The sequence below is a fragment of the Micromonospora sp. NPDC049580 genome (assembly GCF_040675595.1).
Taxonomy (GTDB): Bacteria; Actinomycetota; Actinomycetes; order Mycobacteriales; family Micromonosporaceae; genus Micromonospora.
This window is the reverse complement of record NZ_JBFAPG010000011.1, coordinates 1-19571: the sequence shown is the minus strand read 5'-3', so window position 1 is coordinate 19571 and position 19571 is coordinate 1. Positions and strand designations below refer to the sequence as shown.

General features: G+C 72.2%; 19 protein-coding genes. 13 read left to right on the top strand and 6 right to left on the bottom strand.

The window, feature by feature from the left end; all coding sequences use genetic code 11:
- Positions 1–176 precede the first annotated feature (176 nt).
- Entirely contained in the window at positions 177–1136 is a 960-nt protein-coding gene (locus AB0J68_RS02070; protein WP_363935535.1) for an expansin EXLX1 family cellulose-binding protein, read from the bottom strand.
- Positions 1137–1391: 255 nt separating this feature from the next.
- Here AB0J68_RS02070 and AB0J68_RS02065 point away from each other — a divergent pair, with 255 nt between their 5' ends.
- The 4 genes from AB0J68_RS02065 (at position 1392) to AB0J68_RS02050 (ending at position 5510) form a co-directional block, all read left to right on the top strand.
- Positions 1392–2618 carry an epoxide hydrolase family protein gene (locus AB0J68_RS02065; protein WP_363935533.1) on the top strand — a complete coding sequence of 409 codons (1227 nt, stop codon included), beginning with the start codon at positions 1392–1394 and terminating at the stop codon, positions 2616–2618.
- On the top strand, positions 2619–3680 hold the full coding sequence (locus AB0J68_RS02060; RefSeq protein ID WP_363935530.1) for a redoxin family protein: 1062 nt from the start codon (positions 2619–2621) through the stop codon (positions 3678–3680). It begins immediately after the preceding gene.
- A gap of 262 nt (positions 3681–3942) precedes the next feature.
- Entirely contained in the window at positions 3943–4518 is a 576-nt protein-coding gene (locus tag AB0J68_RS02055; RefSeq protein ID WP_355064313.1) for a GNAT family N-acetyltransferase, read from the top strand.
- A 125-nt stretch (positions 4519–4643) separates the two neighbouring features.
- Entirely contained in the window at positions 4644–5510 is an 867-nt protein-coding gene (locus AB0J68_RS02050) for an AraC family transcriptional regulator (RefSeq protein ID WP_363935527.1), read from the top strand.
- A 10-nt stretch (positions 5511–5520) separates the two neighbouring features.
- Here AB0J68_RS02050 and AB0J68_RS02045 read toward each other — a convergent pair whose 3' ends face one another.
- Both AB0J68_RS02045 and AB0J68_RS02040 read right to left on the bottom strand, forming a co-directional pair.
- A complete protein-coding gene (locus AB0J68_RS02045; RefSeq protein ID WP_363935526.1) occupies positions 5521–6018 on the bottom strand; it encodes an NUDIX domain-containing protein in 498 nt (165 codons plus the stop codon).
- Between the two features lie 59 nt (positions 6019–6077).
- Positions 6078–7358, bottom strand: coding sequence for a M48 family metallopeptidase (locus tag AB0J68_RS02040; RefSeq protein WP_363935523.1), 1281 nt, complete (start codon positions 7356–7358; stop codon positions 6078–6080).
- A gap of 193 nt (positions 7359–7551) precedes the next feature.
- Between AB0J68_RS02040 and AB0J68_RS02035 the strand changes: the two genes are divergently transcribed.
- The 5 genes from AB0J68_RS02035 (at position 7552) to AB0J68_RS02015 (ending at position 11515) form a co-directional block, all read left to right on the top strand.
- The gene (locus tag AB0J68_RS02035; RefSeq protein WP_354856657.1) at positions 7552–7755 is read left to right on the top strand and encodes a hypothetical protein; all 204 of its coding nucleotides are present in this window, start codon (positions 7552–7554) and stop codon (positions 7753–7755) included.
- Positions 7756–7837: 82 nt separating this feature from the next.
- Positions 7838–8734 (top strand): histone, encoded by an 897-nt coding sequence (locus tag AB0J68_RS02030; RefSeq protein WP_363935522.1) that lies wholly within the window; start codon positions 7838–7840, stop codon positions 8732–8734.
- Positions 8735–8820: 86 nt separating this feature from the next.
- Positions 8821–10251 (top strand): RNB domain-containing ribonuclease, encoded by a 1431-nt coding sequence (locus AB0J68_RS02025; RefSeq protein ID WP_355064318.1) that lies wholly within the window; start codon positions 8821–8823, stop codon positions 10249–10251.
- Between the two features lie 93 nt (positions 10252–10344).
- Positions 10345–11043, top strand: coding sequence for an NADPH-dependent F420 reductase (npdG, locus tag AB0J68_RS02020; RefSeq protein WP_354856662.1), 699 nt, complete (start codon positions 10345–10347; stop codon positions 11041–11043).
- Positions 11044–11164: 121 nt separating this feature from the next.
- Positions 11165–11515, top strand: a complete 351-nt coding sequence (locus AB0J68_RS02015; protein WP_363935519.1) for a hypothetical protein — start codon at positions 11165–11167, stop codon at positions 11513–11515.
- 200 nt (positions 11516–11715) lie between these two features.
- On the opposite strand, the gene AB0J68_RS02010 is transcribed toward AB0J68_RS02015, so the two are convergent.
- From AB0J68_RS02010 to AB0J68_RS02000, 3 genes are all read right to left on the bottom strand, one after another.
- Positions 11716–12966 carry a DUF222 domain-containing protein gene (locus AB0J68_RS02010; RefSeq protein WP_363935517.1) on the bottom strand — a complete coding sequence of 417 codons (1251 nt, stop codon included), beginning with the start codon at positions 12964–12966 and terminating at the stop codon, positions 11716–11718.
- A 443-nt stretch (positions 12967–13409) separates the two neighbouring features.
- On the bottom strand, positions 13410–14255 hold the full coding sequence (gene panB, locus AB0J68_RS02005; protein ID WP_354856665.1) for a 3-methyl-2-oxobutanoate hydroxymethyltransferase: 846 nt from the start codon (positions 14253–14255) through the stop codon (positions 13410–13412).
- A gap of 152 nt (positions 14256–14407) precedes the next feature.
- On the bottom strand, positions 14408–16165 hold the full coding sequence (locus tag AB0J68_RS02000) for an NAD+ synthase (protein WP_363935513.1): 1758 nt from the start codon (positions 16163–16165) through the stop codon (positions 14408–14410).
- A 238-nt stretch (positions 16166–16403) separates the two neighbouring features.
- On the opposite strand from AB0J68_RS02000, the gene glnA reads away from it, so the two are divergent.
- The 4 genes from glnA to AB0J68_RS01980 all read left to right on the top strand — a co-directional run bounded on the left by glnA (position 16404) and on the right by AB0J68_RS01980 (position 19529).
- Positions 16404–17753, top strand: a complete 1350-nt coding sequence (glnA, locus tag AB0J68_RS01995; RefSeq protein WP_354856670.1) for a type I glutamate--ammonia ligase — start codon at positions 16404–16406, stop codon at positions 17751–17753.
- 87 nt (positions 17754–17840) lie between these two features.
- The gene (locus tag AB0J68_RS01990) at positions 17841–18266 is read left to right on the top strand and encodes a DUF350 domain-containing protein (RefSeq protein ID WP_354856673.1); all 426 of its coding nucleotides are present in this window, start codon (positions 17841–17843) and stop codon (positions 18264–18266) included.
- 65 nt (positions 18267–18331) lie between these two features.
- Positions 18332–19024: a YafY family protein gene (locus AB0J68_RS01985; protein WP_355064326.1), complete on the top strand. Its 693-nt coding sequence runs from the start codon at positions 18332–18334 to the stop codon at positions 19022–19024.
- 127 nt (positions 19025–19151) lie between these two features.
- Entirely contained in the window at positions 19152–19529 is a 378-nt protein-coding gene (locus tag AB0J68_RS01980; RefSeq protein ID WP_354856677.1) for a VOC family protein, read from the top strand.
- Positions 19530–19571: the final 42 nt, after the last annotated feature.

Below are 19571 nucleotides of genomic sequence, written 5' to 3'. Positions count from 1 at the left end.
CACCTCCGGACCGGTTCGCCGCACGCCGACGCCCGGGATGATCCACTCCATGTCGGCGATCTGGGGGTATCAGGCCGCTCGGATGCCGCCACCTCGGCGATCTGGAGTGGATCACGCCGCGCCGCGCCGCCCGCCGCCCGCCGCGCCGCGAGACGCGGGCCGCCGCCCGCCGCCTGTCAGCAGCGTGCGGCGGCCAGTGGGGCTGCGCCGGCCAGGGCCTCCACCGTCGTCGTCGGCGCGGCTGACTCCGCCACTGTCGGCGAGGGCGAGGGCGAGGGCGAGGGCGAGGGCGAAGGCGAAGGCGAAGGCGAAGGCGAAGGCGGAAGCGAGGGCGACGGCGACGGCGGGACGGCGGCGACCAGGGAGGCCGAGGTGCGTTGCACCTGCTTCGGCGCCATCCGGATGCCGATGGCGGTCGTCTGGTGGCCGTACACGTCAATGACCCTGATGGTGTACGGCCCGGGACCGATCCCGTCCTCGATGGTCCAGTAGTTGTCGACCTGGCGGGCCGCCTTGCGAAAGCCCCCGCTCGACCCCTGCGCCTCGACCGAGCGCAGCGGGTTGCCGTGGTTACCGACCTGCACGGCGAACCACCACTGCGACGCGCCGCCCTTCATCCGAAAGGTGAGGCCGCCGTCGAGCGGTGGGTCCACCACCGCCCGGTACGTCACCTGCGCGATGCCCTGCGCCCGGTCGGCGATCCGGGCGAACGCCTCGTCGGAGAGGTCGATCTTGCTGGGTCCGCACCCGCCGCACTGGTCCATGACCATCACCCGGACCGTGCCCTTCGGGCCGCTGACATCCAGGTAACTGCCGCAGGCCGCCGCCCCGGCGTACTGCGAGGCGCCCAGGGCCACGTAGAGCCGGTCCGCGGGAGGGCCCGGGAAGGAGCAGGTGCCGCCCGAGCGGCCCGCGTCGTAGAAGCTCGCCGTTCCCTTGTGGACGGTATTGCCCGCGGGCGGCGCGGCGCAGGCCGAGGCGGCGCCGCCGCGTACGGCGAGGGTGACGCCGAGTACGGCGGCCAGGGCGGCGATCCCGGTGCCGGCCAACCAGTGCCTGACCCGCCGATTCGACCGGGGCGTGCCGTTGTCGCCGGCCGGGGTGGCGTTCTCCGGATCCATGGCTGGTGCCGTCACGGCGGCTGATGTTGCCGCACCGTGCCACGGCAGCGCAAAGCCGTCGAGCGGACCGTCACGCCCCGGATCGGCGAGGGCGCACTCCGTTGCGGCGGCCGTGACTTCTCGTATGGCCCCGGCGCCTGCGTGCGGCGTTCTAGGCTCCGAGATATGGCGGTGGCGTGCCCTTCTCGACATTGGCGCACAAGTCCGGGCAATGCCCTCACCCGATGATTCCCCTCGCGAGGCGCGAACTCAGACAGGGAGGAAGCACGCATGGCGGTCAAGACGAAGACACGTCCCGGCACCACGGAGATTCGCCCGGTCCAGGTGGAAATCCCTCAAGCGGACCTGGACGACATGAAACGGCGGATCGCGGCCACCCGTTGGCCGGAAAAGGAAATCGTCGACGACCAGTCGCAGGGCGTGCCACTCGCGACGATCCAGGCCCTCGCCCGTTACTGGGAAAATGAGTACGACTGGCGCAAGGTCGAATCACGGCTGAACGCCCTACCGCAGTTCATGACCACCATCGACGGGGTGGACATTCACTTCATCCACGTGCGCTCGAAGCACGAGGACGCCCTTCCGCTCATCATCACGCACGGGTGGCCCGGTTCGGTGATCGAGCAGTTGAAGATCATCGAGCCGCTCACCGACCCCACCGCACACGGCGGCAGCGCGTCGGACGCCTTCCACGTGGTGATCCCGTCGCTACCCGGCCACGGCTTCTCCGGCAAGCCGACAGCGCTGGGCTGGAACCCGCAGAAGATCGCGACCGCCTGGACCGAGCTGATGACGCGCCTCGGCTACTCGCGGTTCGTCGCCCAGGGCGGCGACTGGGGCGCGGTCATCGTGGACCAGATGGGCGTGCAGGCGCCGCCGGAACTGCTCGGCATCCACACCAACATGGCCGGCGCGGTCCCGCCCGAGATCGACCTGCTGTTCCAGGGCGACACCACCGGCGCGAACAACGCCATGGGTTCGCTGCCTTCGGGTCTGTCCGACGACGAGATGCGCGCGGCCACCGAGCTGGACTACGTCTGGAAGCACGTCGCGTACGCCCTGATGATGGCGACGCGTCCGCAGACGCTGACCGGGCTCGCGGACTCTCCGGTCGGCCTGGCGTCGTTCCTGCTCGACCACGATGCGAAGAGTCTGGCCCTGATCGCGCAGGTCTTCGACGGCGCCCAGGCGGGTCTGACCCGCGACGACATCCTGGACAACATCTCGCTCTACTGGTTGACGAACACCGCGATCTCGGCGGCCCGCCTGTACGCGGAGAACAAGCTCTCCTTCTTCGCCGCCAAGGGCGTCAACGTCCCGGTGGCCGTGAGCGTCTTCCCCGACGAGCTGTACGAGGCCCCGCAGAGTTGGGCGGAGCAGGCGTACCCGAACCTCATCTACTTCAACAAGCTCGACGTCGGCGGGCACTTCGCGGCCTGGGAGCAGCCGCAGATCTTTTCCGAAGAGCTTCGCACCGCCTTCCGGTCGCTTCGCTAGATGGCGGTGCACCTGCCGCCGCTGAACGGGGCGGTCGAGTGGCTCAACTCCGAGCCGCTCGGCCCCGCCGAGCTGCGGGGTCGCGTCGTCCTGGTGAACTTCTGGACGCTGACCTGCATCAACTGGCTGCGCCAGGAGCCGTACGTCCGGGCCTGGTCGCAGGCCTACCGCGACGACGGCCTCGTCGTCGTCGGGGTGCACACGCCGGAGTTCACCTTCGAGCATCAGGTCGACTGGGTGCGCCGGGCGGTCGCGGCGCGCTCGATCGACTACCCGGTCGCGGTCGACAACGACTACGCGGTCTGGCGTGCGTTCGACAACCAGTACTGGCCCGCGCTCTACTTCGTCGACACCGATGGCGTCATCCGCGACGAGCACTTCGGTGAGGGGCGCTACGAGCAGTCCGAGCGGAGGCTTCAGGAACTGCTCGGCGTCGAGCGCGACTCCGTACCCGTCAATGGGCTCGGCCCGGAGGCGGAGGCCGACTGGGGCAACTTGCGGACGCCCGAGACGTACCTCGGGTTCAGTCGCGGCGAACACTTCGCGTCGCCCAACGGCCCCGCGCTCGACGAACGCCGCGCCTACGACCTCCCCGATGCCCTGGCCCTCAACCAGTGGGCCCTGGCCGGGGAGTGGACGATCGGGTCGGAGAACGTCGTGGTCGATCAAGCCGGCGGCAGCATCGCCTTCCGGTTCCACGCCCGCGACGCGCATCTCGTGCTGACCCCCGGGGCGGGACGGTCGATCCCGTTCCGGGTGCTCCTCGACGGCGAGGCTCCCGGCCCCTCCCACGGGGTCGACGTCGACGCCGATGGCAACGGCGTCCTGGAGGACGGCCGCCTGCGTACCTCGGGGCCGGGGCGTAGGCGGGCGTCCGTCGCGTACCGGTCGGCGAGTGTCTTCTCCGCGGCCTCGTCGCCGTCGTCGGCGGCGAGCAGTAACGCGGCGATCTCGTCCACGAGGGTGAGGTCGGCGTCGGCGAGGTCGTCGGTCATCGCGCCGAAGCCGTCCCAGAGCAGCAACTCGTCCTTGCACCGATGGGCCAGCTCGTGCAGGACGTAGTCATGGATGAACCACGGGCCGCGGATCGGCAGTTCCGGGCTCACGCCGTAGGAGTCGGGATCGATCGCCCCGGACCGGTACGCCGACCAGACCCGCGCCGCCGAGTCGAAGAGCCCTGCCGTCGGATCGATGTCGTAGCCGTCGAACCGCCGGGGTCGCTGTACGGGGAGTGCTGTCGGTAGTTGTCGATGTCCATGGGGCAAGTCTTCGTCCTGCCACCGTGTCAGGGTCAAGGCGTCCGCACGCGATAGTGTCGCCTGCTGTGACAGCGCCCGTGATCTCCATCGCCACGCCAGCAGACCGTTCCGCGGTGGTCGACTCGCTGGTCGCCGCGTTCGTCAAGGATCCCATCCTGCGGCACCTGTTCCCCGACGAGGCGACCTATCCGCGCTACGCCGCCACCTTCTTCGGGAATCTCTTCGACAGGCGGGTGCACCGGTCGTCGATCTGGACGATCGGCGGGGGTGCGTCCGTCGCCGTCTGGGAGCCCCCGGCCGAATCCCCGGCGGCTGGGCACGGATCGCCGGCGGAAGCTCGATACCCGGCTGACGTGTGGGCCCGCGTTCAGGGCTACGACGAGGCCGTGCACGCGGCCCTGCCGACGTACCCGTTCTGGTATCTCGGTGTCCTCGGCACCCACCCGGACAGCGCCGGACGCGGCTGGGGCCGCGCGGTGATGCGGGCCGGGCTGGCCCGCGCCGCCGCCGACGGCCTGCCGGCGATCCTGGAGACCAGCAACCCCGCCAACGTCGAGCTGTACCGCCGCGCCGGCTGGGAGGTGGTGGGGTCGCTGTCGGAGCCCAGGCCCACCTGGATCATGCAGCAGTCACCCCGCTGAGCCGTGGCCGCCGCCGGCTGCCAGCCCTGCCTCCCCGCCCACCCGACCGTTGCGGGCATCGGATGTCGGGTGGGCCACCTGCCCTGCTGCCTAGCGTTGCTGCTCGTAAGGGAAAGGAGGTCCGGGTGCTGGAGCGGCTCAACGAGGCCATGGCGCACATCGAGCGGCACCTCGACCAGCAGATCGAGGTGGCCGACCTGGCGCGGATCGCGCTGACGTCGGAGTACCACTTCCGGCGGCTGTTCTCCGCGCTGGCCGGCATGCCGCTGTCGGAGTACATCCGTCGGCGTCGGCTCACCGTCGCCGGCGCGGACGTGCTGGCGGGGGAGCGGACGTTGCTCGACGTCGCCGTGCGCTACGGCTACGGATCGGCCGAGGCGTTCGCCCGGGCGTTCCACGCCGTGCACGGCGTGGGGCCGGGAGAAGCTCGGCGTACGGGGGCAGCGCTGCGCGCCCAGCCCCGGATGTCCTTCCGACTCACCGTGGAAGGGAGTGGCAGCATGGAGTACCGCATCGTCACCAAGGACGCGTTCGCGCTGGTGGGGCGCAAGGCCCGCGTCCCGCTGGTGCACGAGGGGATGAACCCGGCGATCGTCGCGTTCATCCGCAGCATCGACGCGGGAACGACGGCCCGGATCGAGGCGCTCTCCGATCAGGAGCCGGCCGGGATCGTCAACGTCAGCGACAACCTCGCCGACGATCGGGCCGAGGGCAGCGAGCTGGACTACTGGCACGGGGCGGTCACCGGCGCCACGCCGCCGGAGGACCTGGACGCGCTGCCGGTGGCGGCCGGAACGTGGGCGGTGTTCACCACCTCCGGCGCGTTCCCGCAGGCCGTGCAGTACCTGTGGCGGGACGTCTTCACCCAGTGGTTCCCGTCCAACCCGTACCGCAGCCGACCGGGGCCGGAGATCTCCCGGGTCCGGGTGTCCACGGACGGCACCACGGCGGACGCCGAACTGTGGATCCCCGTCGAGCGCGTCGCGGCCTGACGGGCGCGGCTCAGGCGGGGACGTCGTCCCAGGTCGTGCCGGGCAGGAGGTAGCCGGCTGACGGGTTCTCGCGCAGCGCGTAGGCGAGGACCAGCAGCGCGTGCTTGTCCAACTCGGGCAGCCGGTCCAGTGGGAACCACCGCACGGCCAGCGACTCGTCGTCGTTGACCCGGGCGGTGCCGGCCACGACCTGGCAGACGAAGCCCAGGTTCAGGTATTCGCAGTGGTCCCCGTTGGGGTAGGTGTGCGGGTGCGAGACGGCACTGGACAGCCGTACCGGCGTCACGTCCAGGCCCGTCTCCTCCCGTACCTCCCGGACGAGCGCCGTGGCCGGCTGCTCGCCCGGCTCCACGAAACCGCTGATCACCGACCACCGTCCATCGTCGGAGCGCTGGCCGAGCAGCAGCTCGCCGGCGTCGTTGCGGATCACCGCGCTGACGCTGGGCAGCCACAGCAGGTCGTGGCCGACGTGTTTGCGCATCCCCACGATGTAGTCCGGTACCGCCATCGGGCGATCATAGGCCGCGCGTGGGCGGCCGCCGCCGTCCCGGCAGCGCCGCGCCGCGCTCAGCCCGACCAGGCGACGGTACGACGAAAGCGCGCGTACTCCCCGGCCAGCTCGGCGTCAATCCGCTCCATCCGTGCGGCGGTGAGCACCACCGCCGGGTCCTGCCATGGGCGTCCGGCGAGCATCCGGCGGCGCAGCCCGATGGGCGGGTGGGCGGCGAAGAGCGAGGCCTCGTCGCGGACCGACAGTTGGCGCAGCAGCGGCAGCCGGTCGCTGCTCGCCGCGCGGGCCTCGGCGAACGTCGATCGCCACCGGTCCGGGCCGTGCCCCGCCCGCGCGTGGACGCGCACCGCCAACGCCATCGACTCTCCGGCCAGCAGGGCGTCCAGCAGGTCGGTGGCGGCCGTCGTTCCGGCGACCCGGGCGGCCAGGTCGTCGGCGAGGTACTCGGCGCGCTGGCTGTCCCGCAGCGCCACGCTCACCAGCACCAGGTGCGCGCCGAACAGCACCCGGGACACCGCCCACTGGAACGCGCGGCCCAGCGCGTCACCCACCATCTCGACCAGCCCGGCCCCGACAGTGTTCCGTACCGGCCGGAACAGGTCGGCGGCCGACGCGAGCATGGTGAACGCGGGTTGGGTGAGCAGACCCCGACGTGGGTCGCCGTTGACGAAGTGGCCGAGTTCGTGCCCGAGCAACGCCACCCGTTCGCCGGCGGAAAGCGAGCCCCACAGCGGCAGCCCGAGCCCCAGCACCCTGCGGCGTCGCACCCCGACCGCGTTCGCGTACGCGTTGATGTCGCCGTCGACACCGACCACGTCCGGCGCCTGCGCGCCGATCGCCGCGGCCACCTCGTCGATTAGCCCGAACAGCTCCGGCGCCCGGTCGCGGGACAGCACCTCCAGATCCGGGTCGACCCGGCCGAAGCGCGGCCGGAGAGCGACCGCCAGGCCGACCATCGCCAGACCCAGCACGATCGCCAGGTTGGGAAAGGGAAACGCCACGATCAGCCACCCGCCGACGACCGCGAGGGCGAGCACGGCCGCGATCAGCAGCAGCGACACCGCCGCGGTCAGCGCCCGTGCCGCATTCGACCCGCCATCGCCGAGCGGACGGCCAACCAACTGCCGGAACTGCCGCCCGGTCGCCTGGAACGCCAACCGGTGCGTCCACCTGTCGACCCAGGTCCAGCCGAACTCGCGCTCGCGCCGCCGGGGGTCGTAGGCGTCCAGGTTCCACTCGCAGCCGGGGCACCACGGCACCGCGTCCCGAAGCGACGCGGTGGTGGTGCCACATCCCGGGCACGCCCCCGCGCCGGTCGCCATGTTGATCACGGTCACGAATCCTGCCCCGGACCGTCGTACCCGGGAATCGACCGTTCGGTCACCGGCGTTCTCGCGCGTCCAGTGCCCCCACCTGCACTTCTTTCGGTGTTTTCGCCCGGAGCGCGGTAAGCGTCTCTACTGTGGAGAGGGTTCGGCGACTTGTGTGATCCGGTGGCGGCCAGCCGGTTCGCGGTGCACAGTGATTCCCATGAGCGACAGCGGACGCAATGGGCAGTTCTACTGGTGCACCCGGCACCACCGGGTCGAGACGGACACCGACGTGTGTCCGGCGAAGCACGTCCTCGGCCCGTACAACTCGGCGGCCGACGCGGAGAACGCCCTGCAGCGAGTGCAGGAGCGGAACGAGGCGTGGGAGGCCGAGGACGCCCGTTGGGCCGGGGACGACAGGTAGACGGCGCGGGACGGCCCGCGTCGCGGTAGTTCGTGCTCCGCGAGGACGCACGCGAGAGCACGTCCCCGAGGAGGGAACCACGATGGCCGAAGCACAGCAGGCCACCACCCGTCCGGCCGCCCGACGCACCACCGCGAAGAAGACCGCCGCGGCGGAGCGCAACACGGCGGCGAGCCGGACCACCCCCGTGCGCAAGTCCACCACTGGCGCCGCGAAGGCGCCGGCCCGCAAGGCGGCCGGCGGCGCGGGGCGTGCGCCGGCCAAGAAGACCACCGCGGCGGCGAAGAAGGCCCCGGCGAAGAAGGCCGCTCCCTCCAAGACGGCCGCCACCACGACCGCCGCCGCCAAGACCGCTGCGGCGAAGAAGACCGCTGCGGCGAAGAAGACCGCGACCAGGACCAGCGCGGCGGCGAAGAAGGCTCCGGCGAAGAAGGCCCCGGCCAGGACCTCGCCCGCCACCCGCAAGACGACCACCGCCGCGAAGCGGACCCCAGCGCGCAAGAGCACCACCGCCGCGAGCAGGACGACGGGTACGGCGAAGAAGACGACAAGCGCCGCGAAGAAGACCACGGCGTCGGCGGCGAAGAGGACGACCGCCGCCGCGAAGGCGCCCGCGCGCAAGGTCGCGACCAAGGCGTCCACGGCGAAGAAGACGGCCGCCAAGAAGGCCCCGGCGAAGAAGACGGCGGCGACGAAGGCGCCCGCCAAGAAGGCGGCGGCGAAGAAGACCGCTTCCACCCGCCCGAGCGGCGGCGCCCGCAACGCCCCGGCGAAGAAGGCGCCGGCCGCGAAGGCGACCGGCACCTCCTCGATCACCGCCCGCAAGGCGGCGGCGAAGAAGGCCCCGGCGAAGAAGACCACCGCGGCCAAGGCGCCGGCCCGCACGGTGACCGCCCGCAAGTCACCCGCCCGCCCGGTCGCCGCACGAGCCACCACCCCACGGGGTACGCGCAGCACCGCCCGCAAGGCGACCGGCTGAGCGCAGGCAGCCTCGGCTCGACACCCACGGAGATCTCGGCCGGTCACCGGAAGCGGATCACCGGTGGCGCTGTCAGGATTGACCCCGTGGTCATCCGACGCGTACTCGCGCCCCGCATCGACTTCGGCGCGCTGCGCCGCGAACTCGGCCTGCCCGAGGGTTTCCCGGCGGCCGCCCAACGGGAGGCCGACGCGGCGGCTGCCGCGCCGCCCCGGCCGTCCGTCGACCGCACCGACATACCGTTCGTGACGGTCGACCCGGCCACCTCACGTGACCTGGACCAGGCGATGCACCTCGCCCGCCGCCCAGGCGGCGGCTACCGGGTGCGGTACGCGATCGCGGACGTCGCGGCGCACGTCGAGCCGGGCGGCGCGCTCGAGGAGGAGACCTGGCGGCGCGGGCAGACGGTCTACCTGCCCGACGGCAACGTGCCGCTGCACCCGCTGACGCTCAGCGAGGGCGCGGCCAGCCTGCTGCCCGACGACGACCGCGCCGCCGTGGTGTGGACCATCGACCTGGACGCCGACGGCGGCACCGTGGCCGTCGAGCTGGAGCGCGCCCTGGTGCGCAGCCGGGCGAAACTCGACTACACCGGGGTGCAGGCGGCGGCCGAGGCAGGCCGACTGCCCGAGCCGATCGCGCTGCTGCCCGAGATCGGCGACCGGCTGACGGCCCGCGGCCTGCGCCGTGGCGCCATCAACCTGCCGCTACCCGAGCAGGACGTGGAGCCCGACGGCGACGGCTGGCGGCTGGTGCTGCGCGGGCCGGTGCCGATGGAGGAGCACAACGCGCAGATCTCGTTGCTGACCGGAATGGCCGCCGCCGACATCATGCTCGCCGGCGGGGTGGGCCTGCTGCGGACGATGCCGGCACCGAAGCCGGAGGCGGTGCAACGCCTGCGGGCGGCCGCCGCTCCGCTGGGCGTGCACTGGCCGGACGGCGCGGGCCCCGGCGAGGTGATCGCCGGCCTGGACGCCGCGCAGCCGCGTTCCGCCGCGTTCATCGACCAGGCGGCCGAGCTGATGCGCGGCGCCGCGTACACCGCCTTCGACGGCACTCGGCCGGAGCAGCCGGAGCACGGCGGCGTGGCCGCCGCGTACGCCCATGTCACGGCGCCGTTGCGGCGCCTCGCCGACCGGTACGCCACCGAGGTCTGCCTGGCCCTGCACGCGGGCCGCGAGGTGCCCGACTGGGCCCGCGCGGCGCTACCCCGGCTGCCCGAGGTGATGGCCAGCACCGACCGGACCGCCTCGGCGGCCAGCCGCGGCGCCGTCGAGCTCACCGAGGCGGTGCTGTTGGAGCACCGGGTGGGGGAGACCTTCGACGCGGCGGTGCTCGACGTCGACGCCCCGCCCAACGGCAAGTCCCGTCCCCGCCCGCCCGGCGGAACGGTGGCCCTGGACGCCCCACCGGTACGCGGCCGCTGCCTCGGTGCGCTGCCGCTCGGCGAACGGGTCCGGGTCCGCCTGGTCACCGCCGACCCGGCGGCCCGCACGGTGCTGTTCGAGCTGGCCTGAGCGGTGTCGTTCGGGAGTGGTTCGCTCGGGTAGCGGGGATTGTCACAGCGGCTCGCGCTGCTGACGGACCGGGCGGTTTGCGAGGATGAGCCCATGGCATACGACGCGAGCACGCTGCCCGACGTGTCCGGGCTGACGGTCGGCATCATCGGCGGCACCGGCGACCAGGGCCGTGGCCTCGCCTACCGGCTCGCCCGGGCCGGGCAGACGGTGCTGATCGGCTCCCGATCGGCGGAGCGGGCCGCCGAGTCCGCCGCCGAGATCGCCGCTCTGCCCCGGATGCCGGCCGACGTCCGCATCACCGGCGCGGCCAACGACGAGGTCGCTCGCCGCAGCGACGTCGTGATCATCGCGGTCCCGTGGGACGGGCACGCCGCCACCGTCGCCGCCCTCGCCGAGCCGCTCGCCGGAACGATCGTCGTCGACTGCGTCAACCCGCTGGGCTTCGACAAGCAGGGCCCGTACGCCCTCCCCGTCGCCGAGGGCAGCGCCGTCCAGCAGGCCGCCGCGCTGTTGCCCGACTCCCGCGTCTGCGCCGCGTTCAACCATGTCAGCGCCCCGCTGCTGGCCGACCCCGAGGTCGACCGGATCGACCTCGACGTGCTGATCTGCACCGAAGACCGGGAGCTCGTCGACATCGTCGGGGCGCTCGCCGCCCGGATCCCCGGAATGCGCGGCATCTACGCCGGCCGGCTGCGCAACGCCCACCAGATCGAGGCGTTCACCGCGAATCTGATCGCCATCAACAAGCGCTACAAGGCGCACGCCGGCATCCGCGTCACCGACCTCTGAGAGCGCACGTCCGCTCCGGGTAGGGACGGTCGGGCGCACGGCTCTTGGCCGGACGGCCAGGGTCTGCCCGGTCGCTCTGAATCGGCTGGTCAGATGACAGCGCCCTGAGGGACCATGCGGCGTGACCGATGCTGATGGGGTGCTGAGGATCGCGGATCTGCGCCGAGCGTGCGCGTTGCTCCTGGACGCGGCGGAGAGCCGATTCGGTCCGCAGATCCAGCTGTCGCACCTCGACGTCGACTACTACTGGAACGTGGCCCTGAGTGCGGCATTTGGCATGGTTCAGCGGCCCGAGTTGGAGATCGACTGCGGGCAGAGTAGCGACGACCTCGCAGAGCTGACGAGCCTCCTACAGCGAGATGATCCGGAGGGCGTCGTGTCGCTGTGGCACGACCTTTCGCATGTGAGCGGGCTCTTGCGGCTGCTGGCGTACCTCGACCTGCCCGACACTCGCCAGGTGCGCGAAAACTAGGTGTCGCTACCGATCGAGCCAGGTGTCGCTACCGATCGAGCCGCCCATGCCGGTCGCGCCGAGGCCGGGCGGCTCGGCCCATGCGCCGCCAGGTTGCACCCCGCGGCACCCCTTGTCGGGTCACGCACGCGCAGCATCTGACCACGAGCTAACGAGGCTGAACGACGGCCCTACTGGGGTGATTGGCTGTCTCGGTGTGGTCACGTCCGCCGGTGGTAGTGGTTGCGGCGGGGGACCTGTTCGGGGTCGAGCCAGGCCGGTGGGATGAATTCGGGGTGGCCGTCGAGGCCCAACCGGACGGTCCAGTCGCCGTGGTGGATGTGTCGGTGGTGGTGGCCGCAGAGGAGCACTGAGTTGTCGAGGCTGGTGTCGCCGCCGTTGGCCCAGTGTCGGATGTGGTGGGCGTCGCACCAGCGGGGTGGGCGGTCGCAGCCGGGGAAGGCGCAGCCGCGGTCGCGGAGCACGAGGGCGCGGCGGAGTGGGCCGGTGATGAGGCGGCGTTGTCGGCCGACGTCGAGTGGTTGGCCGGCGCTGCCGAGGACGGCGGGGAGGATGGCGGCGTCGCAGGCGAGGCGCCGCACGGTCTCCGGAGCGAGCTCGAAACCGGTGTCCAACGTGCCTCCGCCGAGCTGCCGGCCGAGGCCGTCGTAGCTGGTGGTGACGACGATCTGTGCGGGCTCGCCGCCGTGCTCGGGTAGCTCGCCGGTACGCAGGCTGAGTCGGCACAGGTCGGCGAGGGCGTCGTGGCGGCGTTGGCCGGGGGAGCGTTGGTCGTCGGGGCCGGACGGCGCGGTCAGTGGGTCGATGGCGGCGCGGAGCAGGCCGGCGGTTTCGGTGTCGAGGATGCCGGTGAGGCGCAGACGGCCGTCGGTGAGGGTGGAGAGGGTGACGTGGCGGTCGCGGGCGGCTCGTCGGGCCTCGGCGTCGAGAGCGGCCTGGGCGGCGGCGTCGGCGATGTCGGGGGCGACGTGGTCGAGGATGCGGGTGCCGAGTTTGCGCAGCAGGGTGGGGTCGAACTGCCCAGCCCACTCGACCAGCAAGCCGACCGCCTTGTCGGCCGCCGCGCTGCCGGCGGCGGCCTCGACGGTGGTGACGGTGTCGGCGATGACCCGGGCCTGGTCGAGCGTGATGTCGGCGTCGGCCAGTGCCTGTCGTATGCCGGGGTTGCCGGTGTCGAGGGCGGTGGCGAGGTCGACGAGGCGGCGGGCGGCGGGGACGGTGAGGTGCAGGCGCTCGCGCAGCCACACCGCCGTGGAGGACGCGCCCTGCGCGGTCGCCGCGCGCCGGCCGTCGAACTCTCGGATCAGCGCCAGCTTGACGGCGGCGAGGCGCTGCTCGATGCGGTGCGCGGCATCGAGCGCGGCGATCAGTTCCTGCTCGGGCAGAGCCCAGGTGGCCGAATCGGCGCAGGACAGGATTGCGGCTTCTGCCTGCGCCAGCCCCTCCACCATGACCCGAGACTAGAACACCTGTACGACACTTTCAGCGACCAAGATCGATGATCTGTCAGCGCTCAGACTGAAAGCGGAGGGACCAGCCAGCGAACGAGACACCGTGCCGCCGGGCCACGGGCCACGGGCCACGGACCACGGACCACGGGGCCACGGACCGCAGGCCGAGTCCCTGGGCCGCAACACACGGGCCGCAGGCCGAGTCCAGGGGCTGCAGCCTGTGGCCGTCACAACCCGCGATCTGCGTGGCGGTGTGGGCGTGTTGCCCGCTGCCCGCTCCCGCCGGCCCCACCTCGTTTGGGCACGGCCCGGAGCTGCGTGGGAGCGGCAGGGCTGTGGCCCCGTGGCCCGGCCCGTGGTCCGTGGCCCGGCCCGTGGTCCGTGGCCCGGCCCGTGGTCCGTGGCCCGGCCCGTGGTCCGTGGCTCGCGGCCCGTTCAGCGCTCTAGAAGGTGTGTTCGGCTGCCGGGAACTCGCCGCCGCGGACCTCGTCGGCGAAGCGGCGGGTGGCGTCGGTGAGGACGTCGGCCAGGTCGGCGTAGCGCTTCACGAAGCGCGGCGCCTTGCCGGTGCGCAGGCCGGCCATGTCCTGCCAGACCAGCACCTGGGCGTCGGTGTCCGGGCCGGCGCCGATGCCGACCGTGGGGATCGCCAGTTCGTGGGTGATCTGCTTGGCCACCTCACCCGGCACCATCTCCAGCACCACCGCGAACGCGCCGGCCTCGGCCACCGCCCGCGCGTCGGCCAGCACCTCGTCGGCCGTGTCGCCCCGGCCCTGTACGCGGTAGCCGCCCAGGGTGTGCTCGCTCTGCGGGGTGAAGCCGATGTGCGCCATCACCGGGATGCCGGCCCCGACGATCGCGGCGATCTGCGCGGCGCAGCGTCGGCCGCCCTCCAGCTTCACCGCGTGGCAGCCACCCTCCTTCATGAACCGGACGGCGGTGCGCAGCGCCTGGGTGGGGCCCTCCTCGTACGAGCCGAAGGGCAGGTCACCGACGACGAGGGCCTGCTGGGTCGAGCGCACCACGGCCCGTACCAGGGGAAGCAGGTCGTCGGCGGTCACCGGCAGGGTGGTCTCGTAGCCGAACACGTTGTTCGCGGCCGAGTCGCCGACCAGCAGCACCGGCACGCCGGCCCGGTCGAAGATCCCCGCCGTGTACTGGTCGTACGAGGTGAGCATCGGCCACCGCTCGCCACGCTCCTTGGCGGCGATCAGGTCGCGGGTGCGGACCCGACGGGTGGCCGGTCCGCCGTACAGCGCGGTCACCTCGTTGGGAGTGGACTCGGTCATGACTGTCTCCTTCCTCGAGGCCGCCTGCGCGGTCCCCGGGTTCCGTCGCGATCGTCGCACCGCCAGGCCCGGCGACGGCAGGGCGCAGTGGAAGATGTCACTCACGACCGCCGCGCCGGGCCGGGTCAGTCACCCGGCCCGGGAGGACGGGCTCAGCCGTGCTCGCGCCAGCGGTTGGTGATCGGCAGACGACGGTCGCGGCCGAACGCCTTCATGGAGATCTTCGTGCCGGGCGCCGACTGGCGTCGCTTGTACTCGGCGGTATCCACCAGCCGCAGCACCTTGTCGACGACGGCCGGGTCGTGGCCCGACTCGACCAGCCCGTCGCGGCCCAGGTCGCCGTCGACGTAGCCGATCAGGATCGGGTCCAGCACGTCGTAGTCGGGCAGGGAATCGCTGTCGAGCTGGCCCGGGCTCAGCTCGGCGCTCGGCGGCTTGCCGATCGAGTTCTCCGGGATCGGGGCGGTCTCGCCGCGGCGGGCCGCGTCCGCGTTGCGCCACTTCGCCAGCCGCCAGACCAGCGTCTTCCAGACATCCTTGATCGGGTTGAAGCCGCCCACCGAGTCGCCGTACAGGGTGGAGTAGCCGACCGCCAGCTCGCTCTTGTTGCCGGTGGTGAGCACCAGGTGGCCCTCCTGGTTCGACAGCGCCATCAGGATGACACCGCGGACCCGGGCCTGGAGGTTCTCCACGGCGATCCCGGACAGCGACAGGTTGGCGAGGAAGGCGTCCACCATCGGCTGGATCGGCTCGACGCGGTAGTCCAGCCCGGTGCGCTTGGCCAGGTCGGCCGCGTCCTCACGGGAGTGCTCGGAGGAGTGCTGGCTGGGCAGCGACACCCCGACCACCCGGTCCGGGCCGAGCGCGTCGACGGCGAGGGCGGCCACCACCGCCGAGTCGATGCCGCCGGAGAGGCCGAGCGCAACCGACGCGAACCGGTTCTTGTTGACGTAGTCGCGCAGGCCGAGCACCAGCGCGTGCCACACCTCGGCCTCGTCGGCCACCGGCTCGATCAGCCCGCCGACGGCGGCCGGGCCGGACGGCGCGGGCGGGATCACGTCCACCGTGTGGTGCGCGACCCGCATGTCGTCCGCGACGTTCCGGCTGCCCGGGGCCGTGGTCGCGGCCGGCAGCTCGACGTCGTGCATGAGCAGGTGCTCGACGAACTGCGGGGCGCGGGTGAGCAGCTCGCCGTCGGAGGTGACGATCATCGAGTCGCCCTCGAAGACCAGCTCGTCCTGGCCGCCGATCATGTTGACGTACGCGATGGCGGCGTTCGCCTCGGCGGCCCGGCGGCGAACCAACGGCAGCCGGATGTCGTCCTTGTTCAGCTCGTACGGCGAACCGTTGATGTTGACCACCAGGCCGACGCCGGCTTGCCGGGCGGCGGCGAACGGGCCGCCGGCCTGCCACAGGTCCTCGCAGATGGTCAGCGCGACGTCCACCCCGCCGATCCGCACCACGGTCAGCTGGTCGCCGGAGACGAAGTAGCGGTCCTCGTCGAAGACGCCGTAGTTGGGCAGGTGGTGCTTGAAGTAGCGGGCGACCACCGTGCCCCGGTGCAGCAGCGCGGCGGCGTTGCGGGCACCCCGGCCCGGCTCGGCGTCCCCGCTGATCTGCGGCGGCCCGTCGGCGTCCAGGTAGCCGACCACGACCGGCAGGTCACCGAGACCGTCCTCGGCGAGGTCGGCGGCGAGCCGCTGGAGGGCGGCCTGGGACGCGGCGACGAAGGAACGCCGGAAGACCAGGTCCTCGACCGGGTAGCCGGTCAGCATCATCTCCGGGAAGAGCACGAGCTGGGCGCCGGCGTCGGCGGCCTGGCGGGTCCAGCTGCGGACCAGGTCGGCATTGCCGGCGAGGTCGCCGACGCTCGGGTTGACCTGGGACAGGGCGAGACGCAGGGTGGGCATGTCCTCATCTTGCCTCAGCCTGACCGGAGCAATCCGTACCGTCGGACGAGATGGCGGCCACGCGCGAGCGCCGCGCGACGGCCAGGCCGGATCGGTACCGTTCGGCGGCGGGACGCGAGGGGACGGACGGCGGCGGTTCGCGTAACGTCTGCGTAACCAGGCCCGGGAACACTGGGCGGTCAGGTCGGGTACAGCCCGACCAAGGCGGACAAAAGAGTTGTCGCGAGGGGTTGGGGAAGTGGACCGTCAGCAGGAGTTCGTCCTCCGTACGCTGGAAGAGCGGGACATCCGGTTCGTCCGGCTGTGGTTCACGGACGTGCTGGGCACGCTCAAGAGCGTCTCGGTGGCGCCCGCGGAGCTGGAAGCGGCCTTCGAGGAGGGCATCGGCTTCGACGGCTCGGCCATCGAAGGCTTCGCCCGGGTCTTCGAATCGGACATGGTGGCCATGCCCGACCCGACCACCTTCCAGGTCTTCCCGTTCGAGGGTGGGGTCAGCGGCGAGAGCGCCCGGATGTTCTGCGACATCCTGCTGCCCGACGGCGGCCCGTCCTGGGCCGACCCGCGGCACGTGCTGCGCCGCGCGTTGTCCAAGGCGGCCGAGAAGGGCTTCACCTTCTACACCCACCCCGAGATCGAGTTCTTCCTGCTGGAGAACGGCCCGCAGGACGGTTCGGTGCCCACCCCGGTGGACACCGGCGGCTACTTCGAGCACACCACCCACGCGGTGGCCCGCGACTTCCGCCGCCAGGGCGTGCTGGCGCTGGAGCGGATCGGCATCTCGGTGGAGTTCAGCCACCACGAGGTCGCCCCCGGCCAGCAGGAGATCGACCTGCGCTACGCCGACGCGCTGACCACCGCCGACAACATCATGACCTTCCGGCACGTGGTGAAGGAGGTCGCGCTCTCCACCGGTGTGCAGGCCAGCTTCATGCCGAAGCCGTTCACCGACCAGCCGGGCAGCGGCATGCACACCCACCTGTCGCTGTTCGAGGGCGAGCGCAACGCCTTCCACGACAGCGGCGACCCGATGAAGCTCTCCAAGGTGGCGAAGTCCTTCATCGCCGGCCTGCTGGTGCACGCCCGGGAGTACACGGCGGTCACCAACCAGTGGGTCAACTCGTACAAGCGGCTGTTCCCGCAGGCCCTGCCGGACCGGATCACCGAGAGCCCGGCGTACGTCTGCTGGGGTCACCTGAACCGGTCCGCGCTGGTCCGGGTCCCGGCGTACGGCAAGCCGAACTCCGCCCGGGTCGAGGTCCGGTCGCTGGACTCGGCGACCAACCCGTACCTCGCCTTCGCGGTGCTGCTCGGCGCCGGCCTGAAGGGCATCGAGGAGGGCTACGAGCTGCCGCCGGGCGCCGAGGACGACGTCTGGTCGCTGAGCAGCGCCGAGCGCCGCGCCATGGGGTACGAGGCGCTGCCGGAGAACCTGGCCGAGGCGATCGACGTGATGGCCGGATCCGAACTGGTCGCCGAGGTGCTCGGCGAGCACGTCTTCGACTTCTTCCTGCGCAACAAGCGGGCCGAGTGGGAGCAGTACCGCCGCGAGGTCACCCCGTACGAGCGGCAGCGTTACCTGGCGCTGTAGTCGCGGGGCTGACGGGGTGGCGCGCTGCCGCTATCGTCTCGATCACCGCGCCGGTACCCCTCCGGGCGGAGAGTCGGGAGGCAGTCGGTGCTGGAGGACCTGCTCAGCGGTGCCTGGCAGAGCGTCGTGTTCGGGGTCGTGGGCGTCGGGCTCATGGCTGCCGGGTTCGGGCTCGTCGACCTGCTGACCCCGGGGCGGTTGCGGGAGCTGATCTGGGTCGAGCGCAACGCCAACGCGGGGTTGCTGCTCGCCGCCAACCAGCTCGGCATCGCCGGCATCGTCTTCACGGCGATCCTGACGAGCTACAGCGACTTCGGCCGGGGGCTGGCCTCCACCGTGGTGTTCGGGCTCGTCGGGCTGGCCATCATGGCGCTCGCCTTCTTCGTGCTCGACCTGCTCACCCCCGGCAAGCTCGGTGAGGTCATCTGCTCGTCCGAGCCGCACCCGGCGGCCCGGGTCAGCGCCGCCACGCACTTCGGCGCGGCTCTGATCGTCTGCGCCTGCATCGCCTGAGCGGGGGTCGCCTGAGCGCGCCGCGTCCCGGGCTGTCGTCGTACCCCGGCCGTAGCGTGCCGGGCATGAACCGCACGGACCGGCTCTACGCCCTGGTCGAGGAGCTGCGGGCGGTGTCGCCCCGGCCCCGCAGCGCCCGCTGGCTGGCCGCCCACTTCGAGGTGAGCAGCCGGACCATCGAGCGGGACATCGGCGCGCTCCAGGAGGCCGGGGTGCCGATCTGGGCCGAACCCGGGCGCACCGGCGGCTACGTCCTGGACCGCGCCCGCACCCTGCCGCCGGTCAACCTGACCCCGGCCGAGGCGGTGGCGATGGCCGTCGCGCTGCACCGGCTCGCCGGCACCCCGTTCGCCGGGCCGGGCGCCACCGCGCTGCGCAAGCTGGTGGCGGTGCTGCCGGCCGCCGACGCCGCCGAGGCGCACCGCCTCGCCGGCCGGGTGCACCTGATCGGCGACGGGCCGGCCACGCCCGTCCCGGCCACCGTCGCCGACGCGGTCACCGCGCGGCGGGTGCTGCGCATCCGGTACGCCGACCGCGCCGGCACCGACTCGGTGCGCGACGTCGAGCCGCTGGGCTACCTCGGCAACCCCCGACACTGGTATCTGCTCGCCTGGTGCCGGCTGCGCGACGAGCTGCGCTGCTTCCGTACCGACCGGATCGGGGACGTCCGGGCGCTGCCCGAGGTGGTGGTCCGGGAGCTCCGCCTGACGGATCTCGACATCCCCCGGGAACGGGTCCGCCCGCTGAGCCTGGTCTGAGTCGGGTCGGGCACGCACCGATCTCCGTCGGGTGATCCGGAAACACCGACAGGACGGTGTCGCGGAAGGCCCCGAAACTGCTCTGGACGACGGCGAACCGCCGTCCCGGCAACTCTGGAGGCAGCACGTGTCCACGACGCCCATCACCTGGTTCGAGATCGGCACCGACCGGCCGGAGGAGGCGGAACGCTTCTACGGCGAGCTGTTCGGCTGGACCTTCGAGGAGCAGGGCGCCGGCAGCGGCGGGTCCTATCGGGTGACTGGTGCCGGCGGCGACACCGGGATCGGCGGCGCGATCCGGGCGACCGACGGGACGTCCCCGAACTACGCGGTGTTCTACGCCGAGGTCGACGACGTGGCGGAGACCTGCCGGCGGGCCGAGGCCGCCGGCGCGAAGGTGCTGGTGCCGGCGCGGACCGCACCCAGCGGTCTCACGCTCGCCCACCTGCTCGACCCGACGGGAAATCGCATCGGCGTGTTCGCACCCCCGCCCACCCAGGGCTGACGCGCGCGGCCCCCGCCACTCCGGGGCCGACGTCAGTCCCAT